Annotated in this window: 25 protein-coding genes; 2 read left to right on the top strand and 23 right to left on the bottom strand. The window is 51.5% G+C overall.

All coding sequences use genetic code 11. The features are described 5' to 3' along the window. Positions 1–139 precede the first annotated feature (139 nt). The 23 genes from OXN82_RS02990 to OXN82_RS02880 all read right to left on the bottom strand — a co-directional run bounded on the left by OXN82_RS02990 (position 140) and on the right by OXN82_RS02880 (position 16,271). Complete coding sequence (locus OXN82_RS02990; RefSeq protein WP_321211884.1) at positions 140–1,957, bottom strand: cation-translocating P-type ATPase; 1,818 nt, start codon at positions 1,955–1,957, stop codon at positions 140–142. 142 nt (positions 1,958–2,099) lie between these two features. After that, positions 2,100–2,735 carry an HPP family protein gene (locus OXN82_RS02985; RefSeq protein ID WP_013295624.1) on the bottom strand — a complete coding sequence of 212 codons (636 nt, stop codon included), beginning with the start codon at positions 2,733–2,735 and terminating at the stop codon, positions 2,100–2,102. Further along, positions 2,725–3,480 carry a 4Fe-4S binding protein gene (locus OXN82_RS02980; RefSeq protein ID WP_321211883.1) on the bottom strand — a complete coding sequence of 252 codons (756 nt, stop codon included), beginning with the start codon at positions 3,478–3,480 and terminating at the stop codon, positions 2,725–2,727. Before OXN82_RS02980 ends, OXN82_RS02985 begins: the two co-directional genes overlap by 11 nt. Before the next feature lie 79 nt (positions 3,481–3,559). Continuing rightward, complete coding sequence (locus tag OXN82_RS02975; protein ID WP_321211882.1) at positions 3,560–4,501, bottom strand: carbohydrate kinase family protein; 942 nt, start codon at positions 4,499–4,501, stop codon at positions 3,560–3,562. After that, a complete protein-coding gene (locus OXN82_RS02970; RefSeq protein ID WP_321211881.1) occupies positions 4,501–5,391 on the bottom strand; it encodes a formylmethanofuran--tetrahydromethanopterin N-formyltransferase in 891 nt (296 codons plus the stop codon). Before OXN82_RS02970 ends, OXN82_RS02975 begins: the two co-directional genes overlap by 1 nt. Before the next feature lie 21 nt (positions 5,392–5,412). Then, on the bottom strand, positions 5,413–6,438 hold the full coding sequence (locus OXN82_RS02965; protein ID WP_321211880.1) for an energy-converting hydrogenase A, subunit R: 1,026 nt from the start codon (positions 6,436–6,438) through the stop codon (positions 5,413–5,415). After that, complete coding sequence (locus OXN82_RS02960) at positions 6,422–7,738, bottom strand: 4Fe-4S dicluster domain-containing protein (RefSeq protein ID WP_414855699.1); 1,317 nt, start codon at positions 7,736–7,738, stop codon at positions 6,422–6,424. The genes OXN82_RS02965 and OXN82_RS02960 overlap by 17 nt, the downstream gene beginning before the upstream one ends. A 99-nt stretch (positions 7,739–7,837) precedes the next feature. Continuing rightward, a complete protein-coding gene (locus OXN82_RS02955; protein ID WP_321211879.1) occupies positions 7,838–8,860 on the bottom strand; it encodes a 4Fe-4S binding protein in 1,023 nt (340 codons plus the stop codon). Positions 8,861–8,883: 23 nt separating this feature from the next. Continuing rightward, positions 8,884–9,996, bottom strand: a complete 1,113-nt coding sequence (locus OXN82_RS02950) for a nickel-dependent hydrogenase large subunit (protein WP_321211878.1) — start codon at positions 9,994–9,996, stop codon at positions 8,884–8,886. Next, positions 9,993–10,439, bottom strand: coding sequence for an NADH-quinone oxidoreductase subunit B family protein (locus OXN82_RS02945; protein WP_237779551.1), 447 nt, complete (start codon positions 10,437–10,439; stop codon positions 9,993–9,995). Before OXN82_RS02945 ends, OXN82_RS02950 begins: the two co-directional genes overlap by 4 nt. 140 nt (positions 10,440–10,579) lie before the next feature. Continuing rightward, complete coding sequence (locus OXN82_RS02940) at positions 10,580–10,966, bottom strand: DUF1959 domain-containing protein (protein WP_321211877.1); 387 nt, start codon at positions 10,964–10,966, stop codon at positions 10,580–10,582. Between the two features lie 2 nt (positions 10,967–10,968). Continuing rightward, positions 10,969–11,277, bottom strand: coding sequence for a DUF2104 domain-containing protein (locus OXN82_RS02935; protein ID WP_321212142.1), 309 nt, complete (start codon positions 11,275–11,277; stop codon positions 10,969–10,971). Positions 11,278–11,307: 30 nt separating this feature from the next. Next, positions 11,308–11,559, bottom strand: a complete 252-nt coding sequence (locus tag OXN82_RS02930) for an energy-converting hydrogenase A, subunit K (RefSeq protein ID WP_321211876.1) — start codon at positions 11,557–11,559, stop codon at positions 11,308–11,310. Positions 11,560–11,583: 24 nt separating this feature from the next. Then, the gene (locus OXN82_RS02925) at positions 11,584–12,447 is read right to left on the bottom strand and encodes a respiratory chain complex I subunit 1 family protein (protein WP_321211875.1); all 864 of its coding nucleotides are present in this window, start codon (positions 12,445–12,447) and stop codon (positions 11,584–11,586) included. A 31-nt stretch (positions 12,448–12,478) separates the two neighbouring features. After that, entirely contained in the window at positions 12,479–12,694 is a 216-nt protein-coding gene (locus tag OXN82_RS02920; RefSeq protein ID WP_321211874.1) for a DUF788 domain-containing protein, read from the bottom strand. Between the two features lie 10 nt (positions 12,695–12,704). Further along, positions 12,705–13,376: a proton-conducting transporter membrane subunit gene (locus tag OXN82_RS02915; protein WP_321212141.1), complete on the bottom strand. Its 672-nt coding sequence runs from the start codon at positions 13,374–13,376 to the stop codon at positions 12,705–12,707. After that, positions 13,376–14,038, bottom strand: coding sequence for an EhaG family protein (locus OXN82_RS02910; protein ID WP_321211873.1), 663 nt, complete (start codon positions 14,036–14,038; stop codon positions 13,376–13,378). Before OXN82_RS02910 ends, OXN82_RS02915 begins: the two co-directional genes overlap by 1 nt. Next, positions 14,035–14,514, bottom strand: a complete 480-nt coding sequence (locus tag OXN82_RS02905) for an EhaF family protein (RefSeq protein ID WP_321211872.1) — start codon at positions 14,512–14,514, stop codon at positions 14,035–14,037. Before OXN82_RS02905 ends, OXN82_RS02910 begins: the two co-directional genes overlap by 4 nt. Then, positions 14,511–14,771 (bottom strand): EhaE family protein, encoded by a 261-nt coding sequence (locus OXN82_RS02900; RefSeq protein ID WP_321211871.1) that lies wholly within the window; start codon positions 14,769–14,771, stop codon positions 14,511–14,513. Before OXN82_RS02900 ends, OXN82_RS02905 begins: the two co-directional genes overlap by 4 nt. Before the next feature lie 84 nt (positions 14,772–14,855). Continuing rightward, positions 14,856–15,128: a DUF2108 domain-containing protein gene (locus OXN82_RS02895; RefSeq protein WP_321211870.1), complete on the bottom strand. Its 273-nt coding sequence runs from the start codon at positions 15,126–15,128 to the stop codon at positions 14,856–14,858. A gap of 79 nt (positions 15,129–15,207) precedes the next feature. After that, on the bottom strand, positions 15,208–15,459 hold the full coding sequence (locus OXN82_RS02890; protein ID WP_013295605.1) for a DUF2109 family protein: 252 nt from the start codon (positions 15,457–15,459) through the stop codon (positions 15,208–15,210). A gap of 12 nt (positions 15,460–15,471) precedes the next feature. Continuing rightward, on the bottom strand, positions 15,472–15,975 hold the full coding sequence (locus OXN82_RS02885; protein WP_321211869.1) for a hypothetical protein: 504 nt from the start codon (positions 15,973–15,975) through the stop codon (positions 15,472–15,474). Further along, positions 15,975–16,271: an energy-converting hydrogenase A subunit A EhaA gene (locus OXN82_RS02880; protein ID WP_242451181.1), complete on the bottom strand. Its 297-nt coding sequence runs from the start codon at positions 16,269–16,271 to the stop codon at positions 15,975–15,977. Before OXN82_RS02880 ends, OXN82_RS02885 begins: the two co-directional genes overlap by 1 nt. 234 nt (positions 16,272–16,505) lie before the next feature. Between OXN82_RS02880 and OXN82_RS02875 the strand changes: the two genes are divergently transcribed. Together OXN82_RS02875 and OXN82_RS02870 are read left to right on the top strand one after the other, a co-directional pair. Beyond that, entirely contained in the window at positions 16,506–16,709 is a 204-nt protein-coding gene (locus OXN82_RS02875) for a hypothetical protein (protein ID WP_321211868.1), read from the top strand. A gap of 505 nt (positions 16,710–17,214) precedes the next feature. Then, positions 17,215–18,957, top strand: a complete 1,743-nt coding sequence (locus OXN82_RS02870; RefSeq protein ID WP_321211867.1) for a DUF1616 domain-containing protein — start codon at positions 17,215–17,217, stop codon at positions 18,955–18,957. Positions 18,958–18,964 lie beyond the last annotated feature (7 nt).

Below are 18,964 nucleotides of genomic sequence, written 5' to 3'. Positions count from 1 at the left end.
AAATCTAAAAATACGGCAGTACATCAGTACCTTGCAATAAGCAGACTATTCACTAAAAATAATAATGATTCTGAATAGGCCTCAGTACCTTGCAATAAGCAGACTATTCACTAAAAATAATAATGATTCTGAATAGGCCTCAGTACCTTGCAATGAGCAGACTGTTCACTATAACAAAGAGCGAAAGGCCCATATCACCCACAGCAACCGCGACCCAGAGGGGCACCGAGCCAGAGACAGAGAGGACTGCAAGGGATAGTTTAACCGTAACCGTTAAAGCGGTGTTGATCCTCACGGTGCGGATGGTCCTCCGGCTTAGATCCATGAGTTCATCTATCCTCTCAAGGTCATCCTCCACAAGGGTTATGTCGGCTGTTTCAAGTGCAACATCCGACCCCCGGACACCCATGGCTATCCCCACATCTGCAGCTGCAAGGGCCGGTGCATCATTAACACCATCACCCACCATTGCAACGGGTCCCCCTTTTCTGACCTCATCAATCACCTTCATCTTATCCTCAGGGAGAAGACCTCCATGGTAACTTTCAACTCCAAGTTCACCTGCAACCTCAGCTGCAACCTCCTCGCTGTCCCCTGTCAGCATCATGACCCTGATTCCCCTGTCCCTGAGTTCTGAGATTGTCTTACTGGCGGAATCCCTGATTTTATCTGCGAGGGTTATCCTCCCTGCTATTCCCCCTGGCCCCTGAAGGTAGACTGTGGTCCCCTTACCTGGACTGGCACCGACAAGTTCAGGGCTTCCAATGGTGTACTTCACCCCGTTGATGTAGCCTGAAACACCCTTCCCGGGCATGGACTCAAATTCACTGACCTCATCTGTTTCTCCATGGTAGGAGTCCACTATGGCCTCTGCGATGGGGTGACCTGACCTCCTCTCAAGGGAGGCTGCGATCCTGAGGACCTCCTCCCTCCTCTCAGCGGGTTCAACCGAGGTGACCCTGGGGGATCCCTCTGTGAGGGTTCCGGTTTTGTCGAAGATTATGTTTCTCACCGAGGCCATTGCCTCCAGAAACTCCGAGCCCTTGATGAGTATACCCCTTCTTGCAGCGGCGGTCATCCCTGAGACCATTGCAACCGGTGTTGATATGAGGAGTGCGCATGGACATGAGATTACAAGAAGGACAAGGGCCCTGTACACCCATGTCCCGATGGATCCCCCCATTATGATGGGAACCGCTGCTGTTAGAACCGCGAGGGCTATGACAGCCGGGGTGTAGACTGATGCGAAGCGTTCTATGAACCTCTCCCTGCGGGACCTTCTGGTGGCAGCCCTTTTAACGGTTTCAATAACACCTGCAAGCACCGTGTTATCTGCTTCCCTGATAACCCGAACCTCCAGGTATCCGTCAAGGTTCTGGGTACCTGCAAATACCTCACTGCCCTCCTGGACAGTTATTGGAAGGGACTCCCCTGTTATATTTGACTGGTCCACCTTTGACCTGCCCCTGATGACTGTTCCGTCGAGTGGAATGGTTTCACCGGGTTTTATACCGATTATTGATCCAGCAGTCACCTCCTCAACCTTAAAAATTTTCTCCCCATCACCGAGGACCCTCGCTGTTCTTGGCCTGAGTCTTACGAGCGATTCCACTGATCTGTGGGATCTTCTGTGGGCGTACTCCTCAAGGTACTCTGCAATATTATACAGGACCGTTACCAGGGCCGCCTCTGTGTAGTCACCGAGTGCAAGGGCACCGGCGACTGCTATGAGTATGAGGAAGTTCACTGTGAAGCGTCCCCTGAGGACTGATCTGATTGCTGCCGGGAATATCCTGTAGCCGGCAGCTGCCACTGCGGCAAGTAGCAGTGGAATTGAGATCACACTGCCTGTGAAGCTGAGGATGATTCCTGCTGTGAGGAGTGCGCCTGATGCTGCGATGACCTGTATATCTTTATCCCCCTCCTCAGGGGAGCATGAGCTGCATTCACATCCCATACAATTCACCTGAACATATGAATACACATTCATATGTAGTCATATTATATAAGTTTTCCTTAATATCAGTAATTGTAGAAGGCGCCAGTAAAAAACCCTCAAAAGTCCAGAAGGGAATTAGTGAAATAAAAAAAGAAGGGGATTACTTCCTTGCCCTCGCAATCTTTCTTGCAATCACAAGTTCACCTATGGCTATCAGACCCACAAAGAACTTTTCAAGGCCACCTGTAGCCCATATGGCCTCGCCAAATGTGGAGTTCCTGATCCTCTCCTCGTATTCCTTCGGCTTGATCCTCTTACCAGTGCGCCTCCTTGTGATGATTGCGGCTGCCTCCATGAGTTCGTCCCAGCTAACACCCTTGAGTTCACTGTTCATGGCCTCAAATATCTTGTAGACCTTGATCTCATAGAGCTGTGAGAGGGTCTCAACGATGTCAAAGGACCTCACAACACCGACAACCCTTCCCTCATCATCCAGTACAGGGACACTAACAAGTTTGTGGTGGGCTGTTTCAAGGACCGCCAGCCGCGCCGGGTCGTTCTCATTGACGTGGACTATCCTCTCAGGGGGCTGCATGACATCGGATACAAGTTCAACTCCATCCCTGAGTCCCCTCATAACATCAAAGCTTGTAACCCATCCAACAAGCTTCCCCTCATCATCAACAACAGGTGTTGTGAATTTCCTTGTCTTCTCCATCTTCAGGGATACATCAACAACCCGGTCCCCAGGGGAGACGGCTATAAACTCCTTATCCATTATCTCCTTAACTTTCATCTGACAACCTCTCCAGTTTAAGTGCTGCCACAGGACACTTAGACGAACAGACCTCACAGAGGATACATTTATCTCCATCAACAACAACTTCCCCATCCTCAATCCTTATGGCTCCGGTGGGGCAGTTCTCCTCACATACAAGGCACTCAACACATGCATCCTGATCAACCATGAGTCTACGGGTCTCAATGACAGGTCCGAGTTCCCTTTCAAGTTTTATGGCATCTGAGGGGCACACGTTGACGCAGGCACCGCATCCAATGCATATGGACTCATCGACCACTGCAGTTTCCCCCACCCTTATTGCGCCTGTGGGGCAGAACCTCTCGCAGGTGCCGCAGGCGGTGCATTTATCTGTAACCTGAATATCCCTCATGCGGAGTGTTCTGTGGGGAATCGTCACGTATTCAAGGTTGTATGTGACATCCTCATCAATTGTGGCTGTGCTCTCAACAACATTTATACATCTCACGGGACAGGTCTGGGCACATATCTCACATTTAACACAGTTATCAAGTATTCTGGCAGCCCGTGAGGCAGATGAATCTGATATTGCGTCAACAGGGCACTCCTCAACGCAGAGGTTGCACCTGACGCACTTTGGTGTTATGTCTATGAATTTATCGCGAACACTGCACCTTCCAAGTTCCACCCCGACTTCCTCAGGGCTCTCCTCAAGGTCCATCGACTTCAGTGCAACGTCCCTCTGGAGATCATCAAGTTTCTTTTTAAAGACAATATCCATGATACAACCCCGGTATTTGTTCAATCCTTAAAGAGATTAACATGATCCTCCTCTATTACTTTAAACATGTTCACTTAAATTATTTTCCAGAATCGCCGCGTGTATTCGGATTGACATCCCCCCTGAGGTACCCCTCCAGAACCTCAAGGGCCTCCCTACCTGGGAGGGACGATATGGCACCGTAGCCCTCTATGCACCTTGATGCCAGGTAGTTTCCAAAGAGGCATGACACCTCAAGCCCATATCCTGAAAGCCATGCATAGAGGAAACCTGCATTGAATGCATCCCCGGCACCTGTTGTATCCCTGCAGGTGGTCTCGAGTGCCTCAACCATCACCTCAGAGCCATCGAAGGCCCTGACACCCTCAGAGCCCATCTTCATGACAACCACGTCAACACCCAGTTCTGCCGATGCCATGGCAGGGTCAGGGGATCCTGTCATGAGCTCCAGTTCCCTCCGGTTGATCAGGAGGATGTCTGTCCTCTCAAGGATACCCTCAAGTTCAGATGCGCCCCGCTCTGCATAGAGGTGGCCGGGGTCGAGGCTCACTGTCACAGAGTCATCGATGACCTCCAGGACCTCCCTCTGGACCCTGATACCTGATCCTGCAAAGGATGTGAGGTGCAGTAGCCTGGTTTTCAGTGCCTCCTCCTGGACCTCATCAATGGTGAGCGTGTCGTTAACCCCGGGGTCCACGTAGAGTGCCCTGTTTCCCTGGGGGTCAACGAATCCCATGACCCGGCCGCTTCTTCCCTCCCCTGAGACGGCAACGTAATCGGCGACACCCTCCCCCTGCAGGTTCTCCCTGAGGATGGAACCCTCCCTGTCAGCTGCGACCTTGCCTATGAAGGCCGTTCTCAGTCCGAGCCTCGTAAGGCCTATTATGGTGTTGGCTGCTGATCCACCGCAGGACTCCACTGTATCACGGACAAAGGTCTCCTCATCGGGTCCTGCTATCCTCTCAACCATGTGGAGCTGGTCCATGTTAAGGGCCCCGAGGCCCACTGCATCGAATAACATCAGAGAACACCATGAAGGTCTATCCTGTGGTCCCCCAGTTTACCATCATAGTTACCTGCTGACACCATGAGGACGCCGTCGTAGCGGCAGACAGCCTCTATACCAACCCTCATGGCCTCCTCAAGGGCCTCAAGGGACAGGCCATTTATGACTATCTCGGGTATGTACCCGACACCCTCAGGGACCCTTGACTCATCGCCAAGGAGGTCCCTTAGGCTTGGACAGTAGGGGTGGTTGGTTGTGGGGCCTATCCAGGGGTAATTGGTCTCAGGCTTGGAGGCGGCCGAGCAGATATCGAAGGGTGTCACAACACCCTCAACCTCACCTATAGCATTTATGGCAGCCCTTCCGGCCTCAAGGACGGTTTCAGGGTCCCTGCACATGTACCAGAAGTTGGCCCCCATGATCGCATCCCTGTAACCCAGCTTTGATTCGATCTTAAAGTCCGGGACCGCTATTGGGATGTTGATCATTTCACGACCATTGAACTCCTCAATCCACTCATAACCGTCCCCGCAGTGGCCCACATGCTTCATCATATCCATGTACCCCTCAGGGTCGGGTGTGGAATCGTAGAGGGCTGTGAATGGCTTCACCAGTATGTCCTGCCTGATCCTGTAGGAGAGTTCAACCTGGAACTTCTCCAGGTCGGGGAGGGCGTAGTAGAACTGTACAGTGGCCCCTGGCCTTCCATCTGGTGTTTCATCAGCGGAAAGGAATGATTCAACACCACCCTCAACTCTACCTATAACCGCACCTGGGGTTGCAGTTGAATCGTAGGCCGCCCTCCTTACGGTTTCCATGTCACGGGCCGTTATGGTGGCCCTCACACACCTTCCGGTGAAGGCCTCTGAGAATGTATCCTCGATCACCGTTCCGTTAATCTCCATAATCAACACCTGACGATCCATTCAGCCCAGGGACCCCACATCCTCCCCTCTGATCCTCTTTCTGACTGCGAGGCTCTCCTCAACGAGTTCATCGGTATCATCCACGGGTGTGATGGTGGGGTAGGAATCCCGGAATATGTTCTTGAATCTCTCGGCAACCCTGAAGTCCACCCTGAAGGATTCAAGGGCCCTTTCAGGGTCATCTGAGTATGCCTTAACGAATTCCATTACGTAGTTCCTCCCGAACCTTGAGTGGAGGTCCACGAGTGGCAGGAGTGCCCTTGCATCCTCGGATATGACGGCAACCTCGGCCTCCCTGAGGGCGTAGCTGTTGCCGTTGAAGGAGACGGGTATACCCTTCCCCCTCAGTTCCCTGAGGGGTTCGACGTCTGTTATGCTGTCACCCACGTACATGGCAGCCTTGGCTGTTAAACCAAGTTCAGATAGTATCTCCCTGAGGGCGACCCTCTTACCGTCCCCACCAACAGTCCTGACCTCATCCAGGAGCCTCCCTATCCTCATCTGTGGTATTTTCTGGAAGAATATCTCATCCAGGTCCTGGAAGTCCCCATCAATGACTTCCTCCCTGAGTTTCATGAGCATCTCCCTTTCATCATCCCCTATCGGGACGTTGAGGGTGAGTGTTGTGTGGCGGGTGTTCTCAACTGGGAAGCCTGTGCGCCTGCAGAGGGCCTCTATGTAGTGCCTGTAACTTGTGCTTATGATGTAGGATGGCATGAGCTGCATGGCAAGCTCGAGGGTCTCCTCTGCGCCGGGTACAAGTTTGAGGGTCTCCTCTGAGAACTCAATGAGCTTCTCATCGGTGACGCCATAGGCCACCAGGAAGGGTACTATGAGTTTCAGGGTGTCCCCGGCATTGTAGCCTGGCCTCTTTATCTCATCTGCCAGTATGTCATCAAATTCGCTGACCTTCCTGAAGAACCTGTCACCTTCGGGCATGAAGTGGGCCGCGGCTTCAAAGGCGTTGTCGTTCAGTGAAACCGGGCCCTCGCAGTCTGTCACAAAGACCCTATTCAAGGTTATCATCCTCCAGGTTAAGTTTCACTGCGGTGACCGGGCATATGTCCTGGCATTCACCGCAGAGTATGCAGGTCTCATCATCAACCTCCACCTCACCATCCAGTGTCATTGCATCAACGGGGCAGTGGTTGACACAGACGCCACACCTCTGGCAGATGACATGATCCACCTCCACTGAACCGCTTCTTGGCCCCCTGAGGATTCTCCTCTCAAGGTATATCCGACCATCAGATGCCCTGAAGCCCTCCTCTGTTATTTCAATCGCGTCAACAGGACAGACCCCCCTGCAGCGGCCGCAGAAGACGCATCCATCCTTTATCTCAACAGGGGCTGGTGTTACCGGTTCTATAACTCCAACCGGGCACTCATCGATACATAGTCCGCACCCGATGCACTTATCCTCAAGGACCCTTATGCTTCTCTTTGGCTTTGTGAAGTCCACTATATGGTTGAGTTCAAGGATTTCAAGGTCCGAGTCAACGAGTTCCTCTATTTCGTCCCTTATCTCATCTGTGACATCCACCCTGAACTCGGGTTCATCCCTGGTGAACCTCCGCTTCACGCTCCTCAGAACCGAGTCTATCCTTCCAAGGTTCCTCACGAGTTTCTCTGATTCCCTCTCAAGGATCTCCCCTGCTATCTCCATGTTATTGATTTTTGAGAAGTTTTCGTAGGCCCTCTTTCTGGAGGAGTACTTTATGGCTGCTGATGGGCAGACATCCATGCACTCCTCACACCTTGCACAGTATGATGGGTCTATGTAGGGGAGCCTGTTGATCTTACCCACCTTTATGGCGCCCCTGGATGGGCAGACCCTGGTGCAGGTCATGCAGCCTATGCAGTCCCTCTGGTTAACCACAACGGCCTTTCCACCCACCACGGATCGTGGCAGGATTTCACCGTATTTTATGGCCTCTGTGGGGCATGCCCTTGCACAGTAGCCGCACCTTACGCATTTATCCTCGTCTATCTCACTGTGAACCCCTGTCTCCCCTGATGAAGCCAGGTGTATTGCCCCTGTCCTGCAGGCAGATACACAGGCACCGCAGCCACGGCAGATCCTGGGGTTTATCACAGGGACATTCTCCCTTATGGGCTCCCCGAGGATTGTCTTCATCTTTATGGCATCGTAGGGGCAGGCCTCCCTGCAGAGGACGCAGCCAAAGCAGCGGTCATCGATTTCAACCTCCCCTGTGTCCGGGTCGATGTGCACGGCATCCACGGGGCATACATTCAGGCAGGGCTTATCAGGGCAACTCCTGCATTTCTCATGGTCGATTTCATAGTCAACGTCAACTTCCCTCAGGGGCTTTACGGGTTTTGCTGCAGCTGGAATGTTATCATCTCCTCATCACTTTACAGAAGCGCCGCAAGTTATTATGATTCTGATGTTATCATCTCCTCATCACTTTACAGGAAGCGCCGCCGGTTTTATGGTGATCCTGATTACCTCTTCACCGTTGGACTCGTCAATGAGGAACCTTGCAACGTAGTACCCGGCAACACCGAATGGGCAGGTCTGGTAGCATGTGCTGCACCTGAGGCACCTTTCAGGGTCCCTTACGACTCCCTCATCCTCCGAGTAGGTTATGGCACCTGATGGGCACTCATCGACGCACAGTCTGCACTGAACACACTTCTCGGGGCTCCATGTTATGATCCTCATCTTCAGGCGATCCGTTATCATCTCGAGGATGTCCCTGGTGATCTCCTCATCGGGCAGAATCTCAAGGGCCCTCTCAAGGAGGGGTGCCAGGGGTTGGTTCATCCTGTAGACCTCACCGGCCCCGAGTTTCTTTATATCATCACTGCGCTCCTCGATGGCCGCCTCCAGTTCATTGACAGCCAGGTTTATAACCATCTTCTGCTCCTCAACGTATGCCACGTGTATCCTCTTGAGGGCGCCCTTCACGGGACACTTCTCGAGGCAGTCACCGCATGCTATGCACCTGCTCTGGTCAATCTCGACCCTGCCGTCCTCCTCAACGATGGCGTCAACCGGGCAGGCCTTCAGGCATTTCTTGCAGCGTATGCAGAGGTAATCGTCTATCACGTAGAGCTTCTCGGAGGGTACGATTGTGAACTCTTCCCTTATGAGGTGGTTTTCACCGCATTCTATGGTCTTGGGGTCGGTTGGGCAGACCTCGGCGCAGAATCCGCACCTGATACATGCCCCCCTCACTATCACCGGGTAGGTCAGGCCCTCCTCCTCAGAGGTATCAGTATCCCGGACCAGTTTTATGGCGCCAGGGGCAGGGCATGCTGTGGTGCAGGCTCCGCAGCCTATACAGTACTCCTTATGTACTGTGGGGAAATCCCTGAACCTTTCGGGTTTTTCAAGGATCTCGTGTTCTGTATGTGCATTTGCAAATTTCTCTGCCCATGATTTACGGGCAAACTCGTAGAGGTACCATATTACAGAGGACATAGGACATCAACATGATCAATTTTTTAGAGCATTATCTCCCTCTTTCCCTCATCTTCATCCAGGACCACGACCCTCTCTGCACATGCTATGCATGGGTCTGCACTGGCATAGGTTGCAACGGCATCTGCAACGGTTGCAACGTCCCGTAGCATGTACTTTGCACAGGCATCGATGTTCATGATGCTGGGGGTCCTTATGGAGATGTTCTTTATGAGGTTGCCGTTGGTCTCAATCATGTAGGCCACCTCGCCACGGGGTGCCTCGTTTCTCCACTCCCCGTAGCCCGCCTTCACATCCACCTTCCTCCTCACAGGGCCGGATGGGATATTGTCTATCACCTGCTTTATCAGGTCAATTGAGACCCTTATCTCATCGAAGCGGTTCATGACCCTTGCAAAGTTGTCTCCCTCGTCCCTCCAGACTGTCCTGAAGTCCAGGTGGTCCCGGTAGGTGGGGTGGTCCTCCCTGAAGTCATACCTTATACCTGAGGCCCTTCCTATGGGCCCCACTGCACGGGCCTTCTCTGCCTCCTCCTGGCTCATGTAACCCACGTCCCTTGACCTGAGCCCTATGAGTGGCCCGTGTTCGAACATTTCAACGTAGCGGTCGAATTCCCTTTCAAGGTCCACTATGATCTCCCTTATCCTTGAGAGGTGATCCTCTGAGGCGTCCATCCTCACACCCCCCACAACGTTCCAGCCCATGTTGACACGGTTACCTGTGAGTAACTCGATGGCATCCATGACAGGCTCCCTGAGGGCCAGCATGTACATGAACATGGTCTCATGGTCAAGGGCCTTGAAGTAGGTTGAATTTGCGATGAGGTGACTCTGTATCCTGTCAAGTTCGTTTGTCAGGGCACGGAGGAACTGGGCCCTCGGCGGGGCCTCCACCTCAGATATGGCCTCGAATGCCTCTGCAAAGGTCTGTGTGTGTATATATGAGCATATCCCGCAGACCCGCTCAGAGAGGTATATGGCCTTCTGCCAGGTCTTGTTCCTCATGACCCTCTCTATTCCCCTGTGAACGTATCCGTACTCTATCTCGGCCTTAAGAACCTTCTCACCCCTGGTCTTCACCTTGAGCCTTATTGGCTCCTTGTAGCCGGGGTGCATGGGTCCAAGTGGCAGTATCATCTCTTCCTCCCCCTCTCTGCTATTGCATCGGGCGCCACCGATAGTATGGCCTCAAGTATCTCGGAGGGCCTCGGAGGGCAACCAGGGACCTCTGCGTCCACAGGTATGAAGTCGGAGACCGGTGCATAGACGCTCCCGCCCTCCTGGTTGAATACGTCCCCTGAGATGGGGCAGTTGCCCAGGGCCACCACTATCTTTGGCTCAGGTGCCTTGCTGTATATTCTCTGAAGCTTCTCCCTCCACTGCTCTGTAACGGCACCGGTCACCAGTATCACATCAGCCTCCCTGGGGTTCTGGTGGACGTATATACCGTACTGTTCAAGGTCATATCTGGGTGAGAGGAGTGCAAGGACCTCTATGTCGCAGCCATTGCACCCCCCTGTGTTCACAAGACACACATGGATTGATGTTTTCCTCAGAATACTTTTAAGAGCATCCAACATTTCTTTACCTCTACATCTACTCTTTTATGATCACCTTAATCTTAAGGGCATCCAGCACTTCTTTACCTCTACATCTACTCTTTTATGATCACCTTAATCTTAAGGGCATCCAGCACTTCTTTACCTCTTCTATGATCATTTTAATCTTTAGCTCGGAGTATCTCATGGAGCCTCCTCTTCCCCTCGGCAAGGGCCTCCTGGTATTCGGCTCCCGCAAGGATCATCTCGGTTATCTCATCCTTGAGTGTTTCCGCATCTTCAGCATCCACGATCTCCATGACATCCACGAGCCAGCAGAGCTGGAGGTCACTGTGCAGCCTCTCCTTTATGCACCTTGGCCTTGCAGACTCGAATCTGGGGTGGAGGGCCTCAAGGCTGGACATGTCCAGTTTATCCATGAGTATCTCCTGGAACTCCTCCAGGTCAAGTTCAAGTTCCCTGGAGAGTGGTTTCACAACATCCTCCTGCCACCGGTAACTTTCAATTATTCTCCTCTTCATGAGCCTCATGAGTTCTCCTTCATCCATAACTACCACCCCGGGGTCCCGGCCAGGAGCCATATGATGAATGACACCGCAGCCCCAATGACCGTCTCGTATCTACCATACCCTGGCCTCATACCGGCGACCAGGGCCACCATGAAGAACCCCGCTGTCCTTAAAAGGGGGGTGAAGGGTGCCAGGGCCGCATTCACAAGCACAGCCCACCCCACGAGGGCCACTATAAGTGCCAGTGGGTCTATTTTTTCCTTCACAAATGGCTCCCTGTACTTCCTGTAACTTAAGAGTAAACCGATTACCGAGCCAGCGATAAATGAAACCGTGTATACCAGGTACATTTCATACAATGTTATCACCAGTGAATTTGATTATACTGGTCTGTAGAGGACCAGGAATGAAATTATGAAGAGTGCCAGTACCGCGAAGAATGCAACCCTTTCAAGTTCCTCTGAGAGTTCAGAGAACCTTTCACTGCCAGACATGAGCAGGAGAACCATGAATATTGCTGCAAGAACTGTGACCGGCATTACAGATATCCCCTGCATGATGGCTGCAAGCAGGCTCACGATTATTACTCCACCTGCAACAAGTGCCGTGAGTACCGTTAGACCTTTCTCCATTAAATCCCCTCTCTAATATTACTATCACATTACGAGCATAAGAATGATGGACCCTGCTATACCTACAAATGCCAGGATGACCTGTATGGCCACAGAGTGGTTGGGGTTCAGCATGGGTGTTGTTGCGTTTATGAATGCCGTCACCGCCGTGATTATCACCATTCCCAGGATGTAGAGCGGCAGGCTGAGTCCCCCAACGAATACCGTGAGGAATATCCAGAGGAGCATGTACCATGCTATGGACTCTGAGATCATCAGGTAACCCCTGAGGACCCCGAAGTGCTCTGTCTCATACCCTGATATTATGTCCTTACCCTTGGTTATGGAGAACGGTGAGTAGGGTGCCTTTGATAGTATGAGGACAAAGAACATCATGGCCGCCAGTGGGAGCTTGAGTAGGAGTGGCCCGTGGATGCTCTGGTAGCCTATGATGTCAGATATTATCATCGTCCTGGTCTCCAGGTATATGATGGCGAGCACCGCAAAGAGTGGTAGCTCGGCTGCAGCAGAAAACACTGCACGGACACAGCTGAGCTTACCGTACGGTGAACCAGATGATGATCCCGCATTGTGCTCAACGATCTTGTGGAGGGCGTATATCCCGAAGAAGAGCAGCAGTGAACCCTCAAGCACAGGCCCCACAATGACAGCGCTCACCCAGATACCGCAGAGTGTCGCCGCTATAGCCACATAGAATGGCATGGCAGCCGTCCTGGGGAACGACGACTCCTTTATATAGAACTTGAGGGTGTGGAGGAGGTGCTGTATGATAGGTGGGCCTGGCCTCCTCTGTATCCTCGCCATCACCTTCCTCTGGAACCCCAGAAGCAGGCTCCCCACCAGAAATGCTATTGCAATGTTAACTATGATATTGCCCATCAGATTCATCTCATCACCGCAACGTATGGTTCCATGATCATCAGTACCCTATGAATGGTTCATTAACCCTCTCATCGGCCTCATCCTTCTCTGGCTTAGCCATGGAGAGTATCCCTATCGATAGTATGAAGACCGGAATGAGGAATATGGCCACACCATAAACCACCCATGACGGTGGGTTGAATATGAGGGCATAGATTATCCCGGCTCCTGAGAGTATGAGTGCAGTAAGGCTTCCTGCTTTAAGTTTATTCATTATCTCACCTTCAGAGTGCAACTATCAGTAAAACCTCAATTGCCCTCACAATCACGAGGAGGGAGCTGAGGTGTATTATGAGTATGAATGGAGAACCCGGTGTTCTGAACATCTCCGCCTTGGTTGCATAGAACGGCGCAACACCGGTCTCGCCGATAACCCCCATGAGAAGGAGGAGGGTTGCGAAGCTTATCATGGGGTTTCCCCCGATGTGGGATAGTTCAAGGAGGCTCAGTGTACCAGATGAACCAAGCACCATGGCCGCACCCCCAAAGAGGGGGAGTGAGGCCATCATGGCTATGAGTCCATACTGGAATGCCGCGTCAAGCACATCCACCTGTCTCACTGCTGAGACTATCCCTATGTTCACTATCCCTATGAGTGCCACGAAGAGTGTGAAGTTGAAGAGGTCACCTGTAACCATCGCACCTGCGGTTGCAAGTCCGCAGACGATTGCAAGGAATCTCCTGATTCTGAACTCGGCGGTGTCAACCTCAACCCTCCGGTTACCCAGTGTCCCGAACTCTGTCTCAACCTGGGTCTCTGTCCGGCTTATTGCTATGAGGAATGTGAATATGAGGACAGATGCGAACATGAAGAGGTTGAATGGTGTGAGGTAGAGCACTATGTCCCCGAAGGGTATCTGGCCCAGCAGCTCACCGCCAAGGGAGGCTATATCCATCATTCATCACCCCCTGCTTCCCTGATCTCCTCCCTCGCAAGGACCCCGATGAGGCCCATCTTGCTCGCCACCTTTATGAGTATACCGCAACCTGAGAGGAATAGTGCGGGGAGCCAGAGCTGTGGTGCCGTGAAGAATATTATGAAACCTGCAAGCCAGAGACACCAGGTTATACCTGAGACACCCGCTATACCATTCCACTCAGCCACTGGCAGGCCACGGGCCTTTCTGGTTGCGGCGTAGAACAGCACACCTGCACCTGCAACCGCACCACCAGTGAAACCTGTGAGGAACACGCCGTAGGCTATGAGTACAAGGGCCAGGAAGTTGGGGGCTGTCCTGAAGACCTCAAGTTCCATGGGGACGTGTTCAATCTCCTCCACCTCACCACGGATCCTCATCTCCCTTGAGATGAGTATCTCTGATATGGCCATTATCTCCGCCAGTTCAACCACCAGCCCTGGGAGTATAAGGGCCTCTGCCAGGTCGGTTCCAACCGCTGCAACGATGACTAGCATGGCTATTCCCACTATATCGGTGATTATGAGTGCGCTGAGGTCATTCTTCTGGAATGATATTCCGAGGAGCGCTATGAATCCTGCTATGAGTCCCGTGTAGACCGCCGGGACGAAGAGTGAAACTGTGAATTCCGGTACCATCATGGTTTACGCCTCCTCACAGTGAAGTTAAGGGCGACCCATGACGCTATGGTGAATGCCATCATGAGTATGCTTGACTCAAGGACCGTGTCAAGGCCCCTGGTGTAGTAGAGTATCTCATCTATGAGGCCCCCTGGGGATGAGTATATTGAGGTCCCGAAGTAGTAGGTGAGGCCCTTTATGGCTATCGCTATCGGTGACAGGTAGGCCGTGATCTTACCCAGGTTAACCTCAAACTGGGGGTACTGGGACTTCACGTCACCGGGTTCCTTGAGCGGAACCCCGCCGCGGTCGTAGGGTGCCAGGGGGTCCTTGCTGTTAATCTGCTCCTGTGGAAGTGGCCTCGGGTAGAGCTGGTTCTCATTCAGTGTTAATGGAACCAGGAACCCCACAAGGAGCACGAGTCCAAGTGAGAATGCGAATAGACGGGGTATCCTCTTGGGGTTTGCCAGTTCATTGAGGATTCTTCCAAGGCTCATCCTTCCACCCCCATCTCCTCGAGCCTTATAACGGCCCTTAGGAGTACCAGTGTCATGATTGTTGTGGCCGCGATGAAGGTGAGGAGTGCCAGTGTGTGGTTGTAGGTGAGGAATATCAGTGAAACACCAACCGCAGGTATCTCGGTGTTCAGTATCCTGACGATGGGGTCCCTTACACCGGGACCTGCGACGGTTGCAATGGAGCCTATTATTACAAGTGCGGCCCCTGCGTAGAACCATATCTGGGTTTCAAGCAAGTTTCCCACCCCTTAAATCCAGTACATGAACATCAGACAAGATCCTCACCCCTCGCTACCCTCACATCAGAGTAAACATGAACATCAGACAAGATCCTCACCCCTCGCTACCCTCACATCATTGATCCTCATAACAGCCATGAGCAGTATCACCGTTGATATGGGGTCAAAGAGGGCCGCTGCCATGGCCACGTCAAGGTATCTGGCCGCCGCAAGGACCATCACAAAGCCCCCCTGCAGCAGAGAGAACATTATTATCTTATCAAGGGGCTTTGGAAGTAGTATGATGCCTGCGGCACCTGTGAATATCACGAAAATTCCTGTGTTTGTAAGGTTAATAAGGTCAAGCGGATTCATAAACATCACCAGCCAAATCTTCACCTAATCCCTTAATGAGGTCAAGCGGATTCATAAACATCACCAGCCAAATCTTCACCTAATCCTCGATTAATATTTCCTCCCCTACACGGTCAAGGGTGTGTGCAATAGCATTGGATGTTATTGTTGATGCCACAAAGTAGACAGCTGCAAGGATAGCCCCGAATGCCGTTCCAATGTAGAGGGCAATCATTGCAGATATCCCGAAACCCATTGCATTGAGGTAAAGCAGCCTCTCTGCCCTGTCCTGTGCTAGAAGTGCCCTCAATGCCATGAGAACAACTATTATCCCTGTTATCTGGAGTAGCATGATCAACACCTTCTATTCAAGGTCTGTGTACCTGTCCATCCTCCTGGCTATGGCGCCAAGGAGCCTTGATGATCTCCTGTGGTTCAAACCCTGTATTGTGGTTATCGCAATAACCATTCCCACAATAAACATTTCAGGTTTCAGTCCAGCGAGCGATGAGATTGCTATTATGACTGTAATTGAAAGTGCCCCTGTCGTACCTGCATATCCAGGGTCTGCGCATAGTCTATTCCCTATGAACACCAGCAGGGCAGCTATAAGGCCTCCCTCAGGTACACCCATGAGGTAACAGCCAATTGCCCCCAGGAGTGTGCCTGCAGATGCGTCAGGTGAGCAGACTATGTTTCCCTGGAAGAAACCCCCTGCGAGGTCTCCCCCCCTTTTCATTATATCCCTTCCAATGTAATCGGCCCCCCTGACACCTGGTTTCTCTGGAAGGCCCATCCATGTATCTATGATAACAAAGTTCAGCCAGGATACTGCTGCTGCGACTGCAACTCCAACAAGTTCATTCATCACAAGTCCTCCGGTCTGGGGAATATGTCCTCAAGGAAGTAGGCCGTCATGAGAGCTGCCAGAAACCCTGAAACCACACCAAGATCGACCCCACCGTACATACCTGTGACACCAAGTTTTATGCATATAGCCACAAGACCCATGGCAATTATGGGTGCCGGGAAGATGGCTGACGGGGTCCAGGAATGTCTGGCCGGTCTTTCAGGTGCCAGAGGCAGCCCCAGTATCGCTGAAATGATTATTGAGGAAATAATGCCTGTTATGTAACCTGAAAGATATGTAACATGAATAATCATGATAAAAGAATAATAATCCAACATATATAAATCTTTTTAAAAACCGATTTCGGGTATTGAAGAGGAATTTTAATACGATTTTCGCTGTTTTTAGGAGAGAATGCCTCTGTACTCCTCCAGATTATGTAATAACTATTTGCTTAAATAATAGCCACTTTGGTGACATATTTCACGATAAACTGTAAGTTCATGTGAAACAAGAGAAACCTCCAGGAGAAAAATGGGGTGATCTGTATGGGCATCCATCTAAAAACCCTTGCTGTTCCCATGCTGCTCTTAATTATTCTCACAAACCCCGTGAGTGGGGCTTCAGCAGTGCAGGAGGTCCGGGTAACCGTACCCGAAAGTGTGGAGATAATGGTCCTCTGGAAGGGAGAGGAGGTCGGAAACTCATTCACCCTCACAGCAACAGTGGAACCCGGAAAAGAATACACCTGACCCGGAGGACCCCAGGGACTCCAGATAAAGGACCTATCCAACGTCCCCATCGACCTCTACATAAAAGCAGAAGGAGACCTCCAGGGACCAGAAACCATACCCATACAGAACCTCAAATACGCCAACTACGGCACAAACCTCCCCAAAACACCACTCACAACAACCTACACGCCCGTCAGAAAAAACTGGACCGCAAGAGATGAAAGAAACGCTGTTGTCCCGGCTGACATCTACCTCACAATTCCACCCTTCACCGCGCCCGGGGAATACAGGGTCAGAATATACCACCTGGCTATAAAATCAGCCACGTAACCTTATTTTAATCTGCATCGCCATCTGAACTGAAATATGTCTGCTTAAGGGCACATGTGACAGACATGAAAATATTTATCAGTCCACGACCCATAATAAATAGTCCAATCAGCATACGGGAGAATCTCAGTTGAAGTTCAGGCGGGAGATTATATTATTATTTACAGGCATAATATCAGCGATCCTCATAAACATGCCATTATTTCATCTCAGGGTTCTTGGAATAGCATCATCCATAGTGGTGTCAGGTTACACCATACTCATCATCACAGGCCTCGACAGCATTCTGATCACCCCGGTGGCAGGAATGCTCCTTATCACACTCAACGCCCTCATCCTTAATTACACGCCCCTCAGGAACTCAAGATCACTTTATGCACTCCCGGCCATAATTATACCCCTCATTGCTCTCATAATCCGCCTGAGAAAGAAGGATACCCCTGAGGAGGATACCCAGACAAGAACCGCAAGGGAACTTGCAAGAATGTCCGGCGAAAAACAGAGCGAAGGACCTGAGGAAGATGAAGTCATCAGACTCGGCCTCTCCTCAAGGGACCTCCTGATTGCAGGTATCATATCATCCTCAACACCCATCCTCATACACCTCATACACCTCAGGCATGTGAGGTTCCTCCTTGCACTCATCCTCATAGTAAGCACATCCTATCTGGTGGCATCAGCCTTCCTAACAGGGCTGCGGGAGATGAGAAGACTTAAGCAGGTGGGATTAATAGCCCTCTTCGTCTCCATCCTGACACCCCTAGCATGCTTACCTGTACCCAGGGGCTATGGTCACATATTCCTTGGGGTCACAGGTATACTGGCAGCCCTTGCAGCCTACATCAGAAGGTCCAGACAGAGGATAAAAATCATAGAGTCCCTTCAGCAGTCAGAAATGGACATCCTGGAGAAATATGGGTTAGTGGAGGATGAAATCACCCTTGAGATGCCTGAAATATCAGATGAGGACCTTTATGTGGGTGACCCCTCCCTCATAAAGAAAAGGGCCCTTAAAATGAGAAAAATAAAAGAATGGGCCCCTGAAAAAATCGAAGGTGATGATGTTGAAGGGGAACTCAAAAAGGCATTTTCAGAACATGGATTCTCCTCAGAACCTGAAAAAACCACCTCCACCGGCGGTTTCAGTGACCTTGCGGTTCTATCCATCCTGAGCATTCTGACCATCATAATTTTCAGGGGGGGCATAGGTGAGGCGCTCTTCTACCTCCAGGTGCTCTTCATCCCGGGCTACATACTGATTTCGGCCATCGCACCTGAAAGGGTGCAGCTCAGTATCCCTGAGAGGCTGTTTCTGGCATTCTCCACGAGCATCATCATGACCTCGGTCATCGCACTCCTCATGGGGGGAGGTGTTACATTCAAACCATTCCTTGCAAGGACAGTGGCAGGCCTCAGCCTTGCACTCACTCCAGCCGCATTCATAAGGAGGTGGAGGCGCGGGGAACTCGCCTACTCTGCTGACATAAGGAGGATACCCTCACCCCGTAACCTCTCAAGGGACGGTAAGATCTCACTCCTCCTCTCAATCATACTTTTGGTGCTAATTGCGGTAACGGTTTACATAACCCTCAACCCGGCACCCTCTGAGAGGTTCACAGAGTTCTATATCCTGGGGCCCGGGGGGAAGGCCTACGGGTACCCCGAGAACCTCACAGCAGGTGAAAGTGCCGGTGTAATTGTGGGTGTGGTTAACCGTGAGTACCGCAACGAGACCTACCTCATGGTGGTGCGTCTTGGCGGAGATGTTTTAAGGAATGAAACCATAAAACTGGGTAATGGTGAGAAGTGGGAGAGGAGGGTGAATTTCACTGTCACAGAGGCTGGAGAGGACCAGAAGCTTGAATTCCTTCTTTACAGGTTACCTGAAACAGAAAAACCCTACAGGTCCCTCCATTTATTCATAAACGTAACATGACACCCTC

The organism is Methanothermobacter sp. DP, from assembly GCF_026692625.1.
Classification (GTDB): domain Archaea; phylum Methanobacteriota; class Methanobacteria; order Methanobacteriales; family Methanothermobacteraceae; genus Methanothermobacter; species Methanothermobacter marburgensis.
The sequence above is the reverse complement of the archived record's forward strand: the minus strand, read 5'-3'. Positions and strand labels throughout refer to the sequence as shown.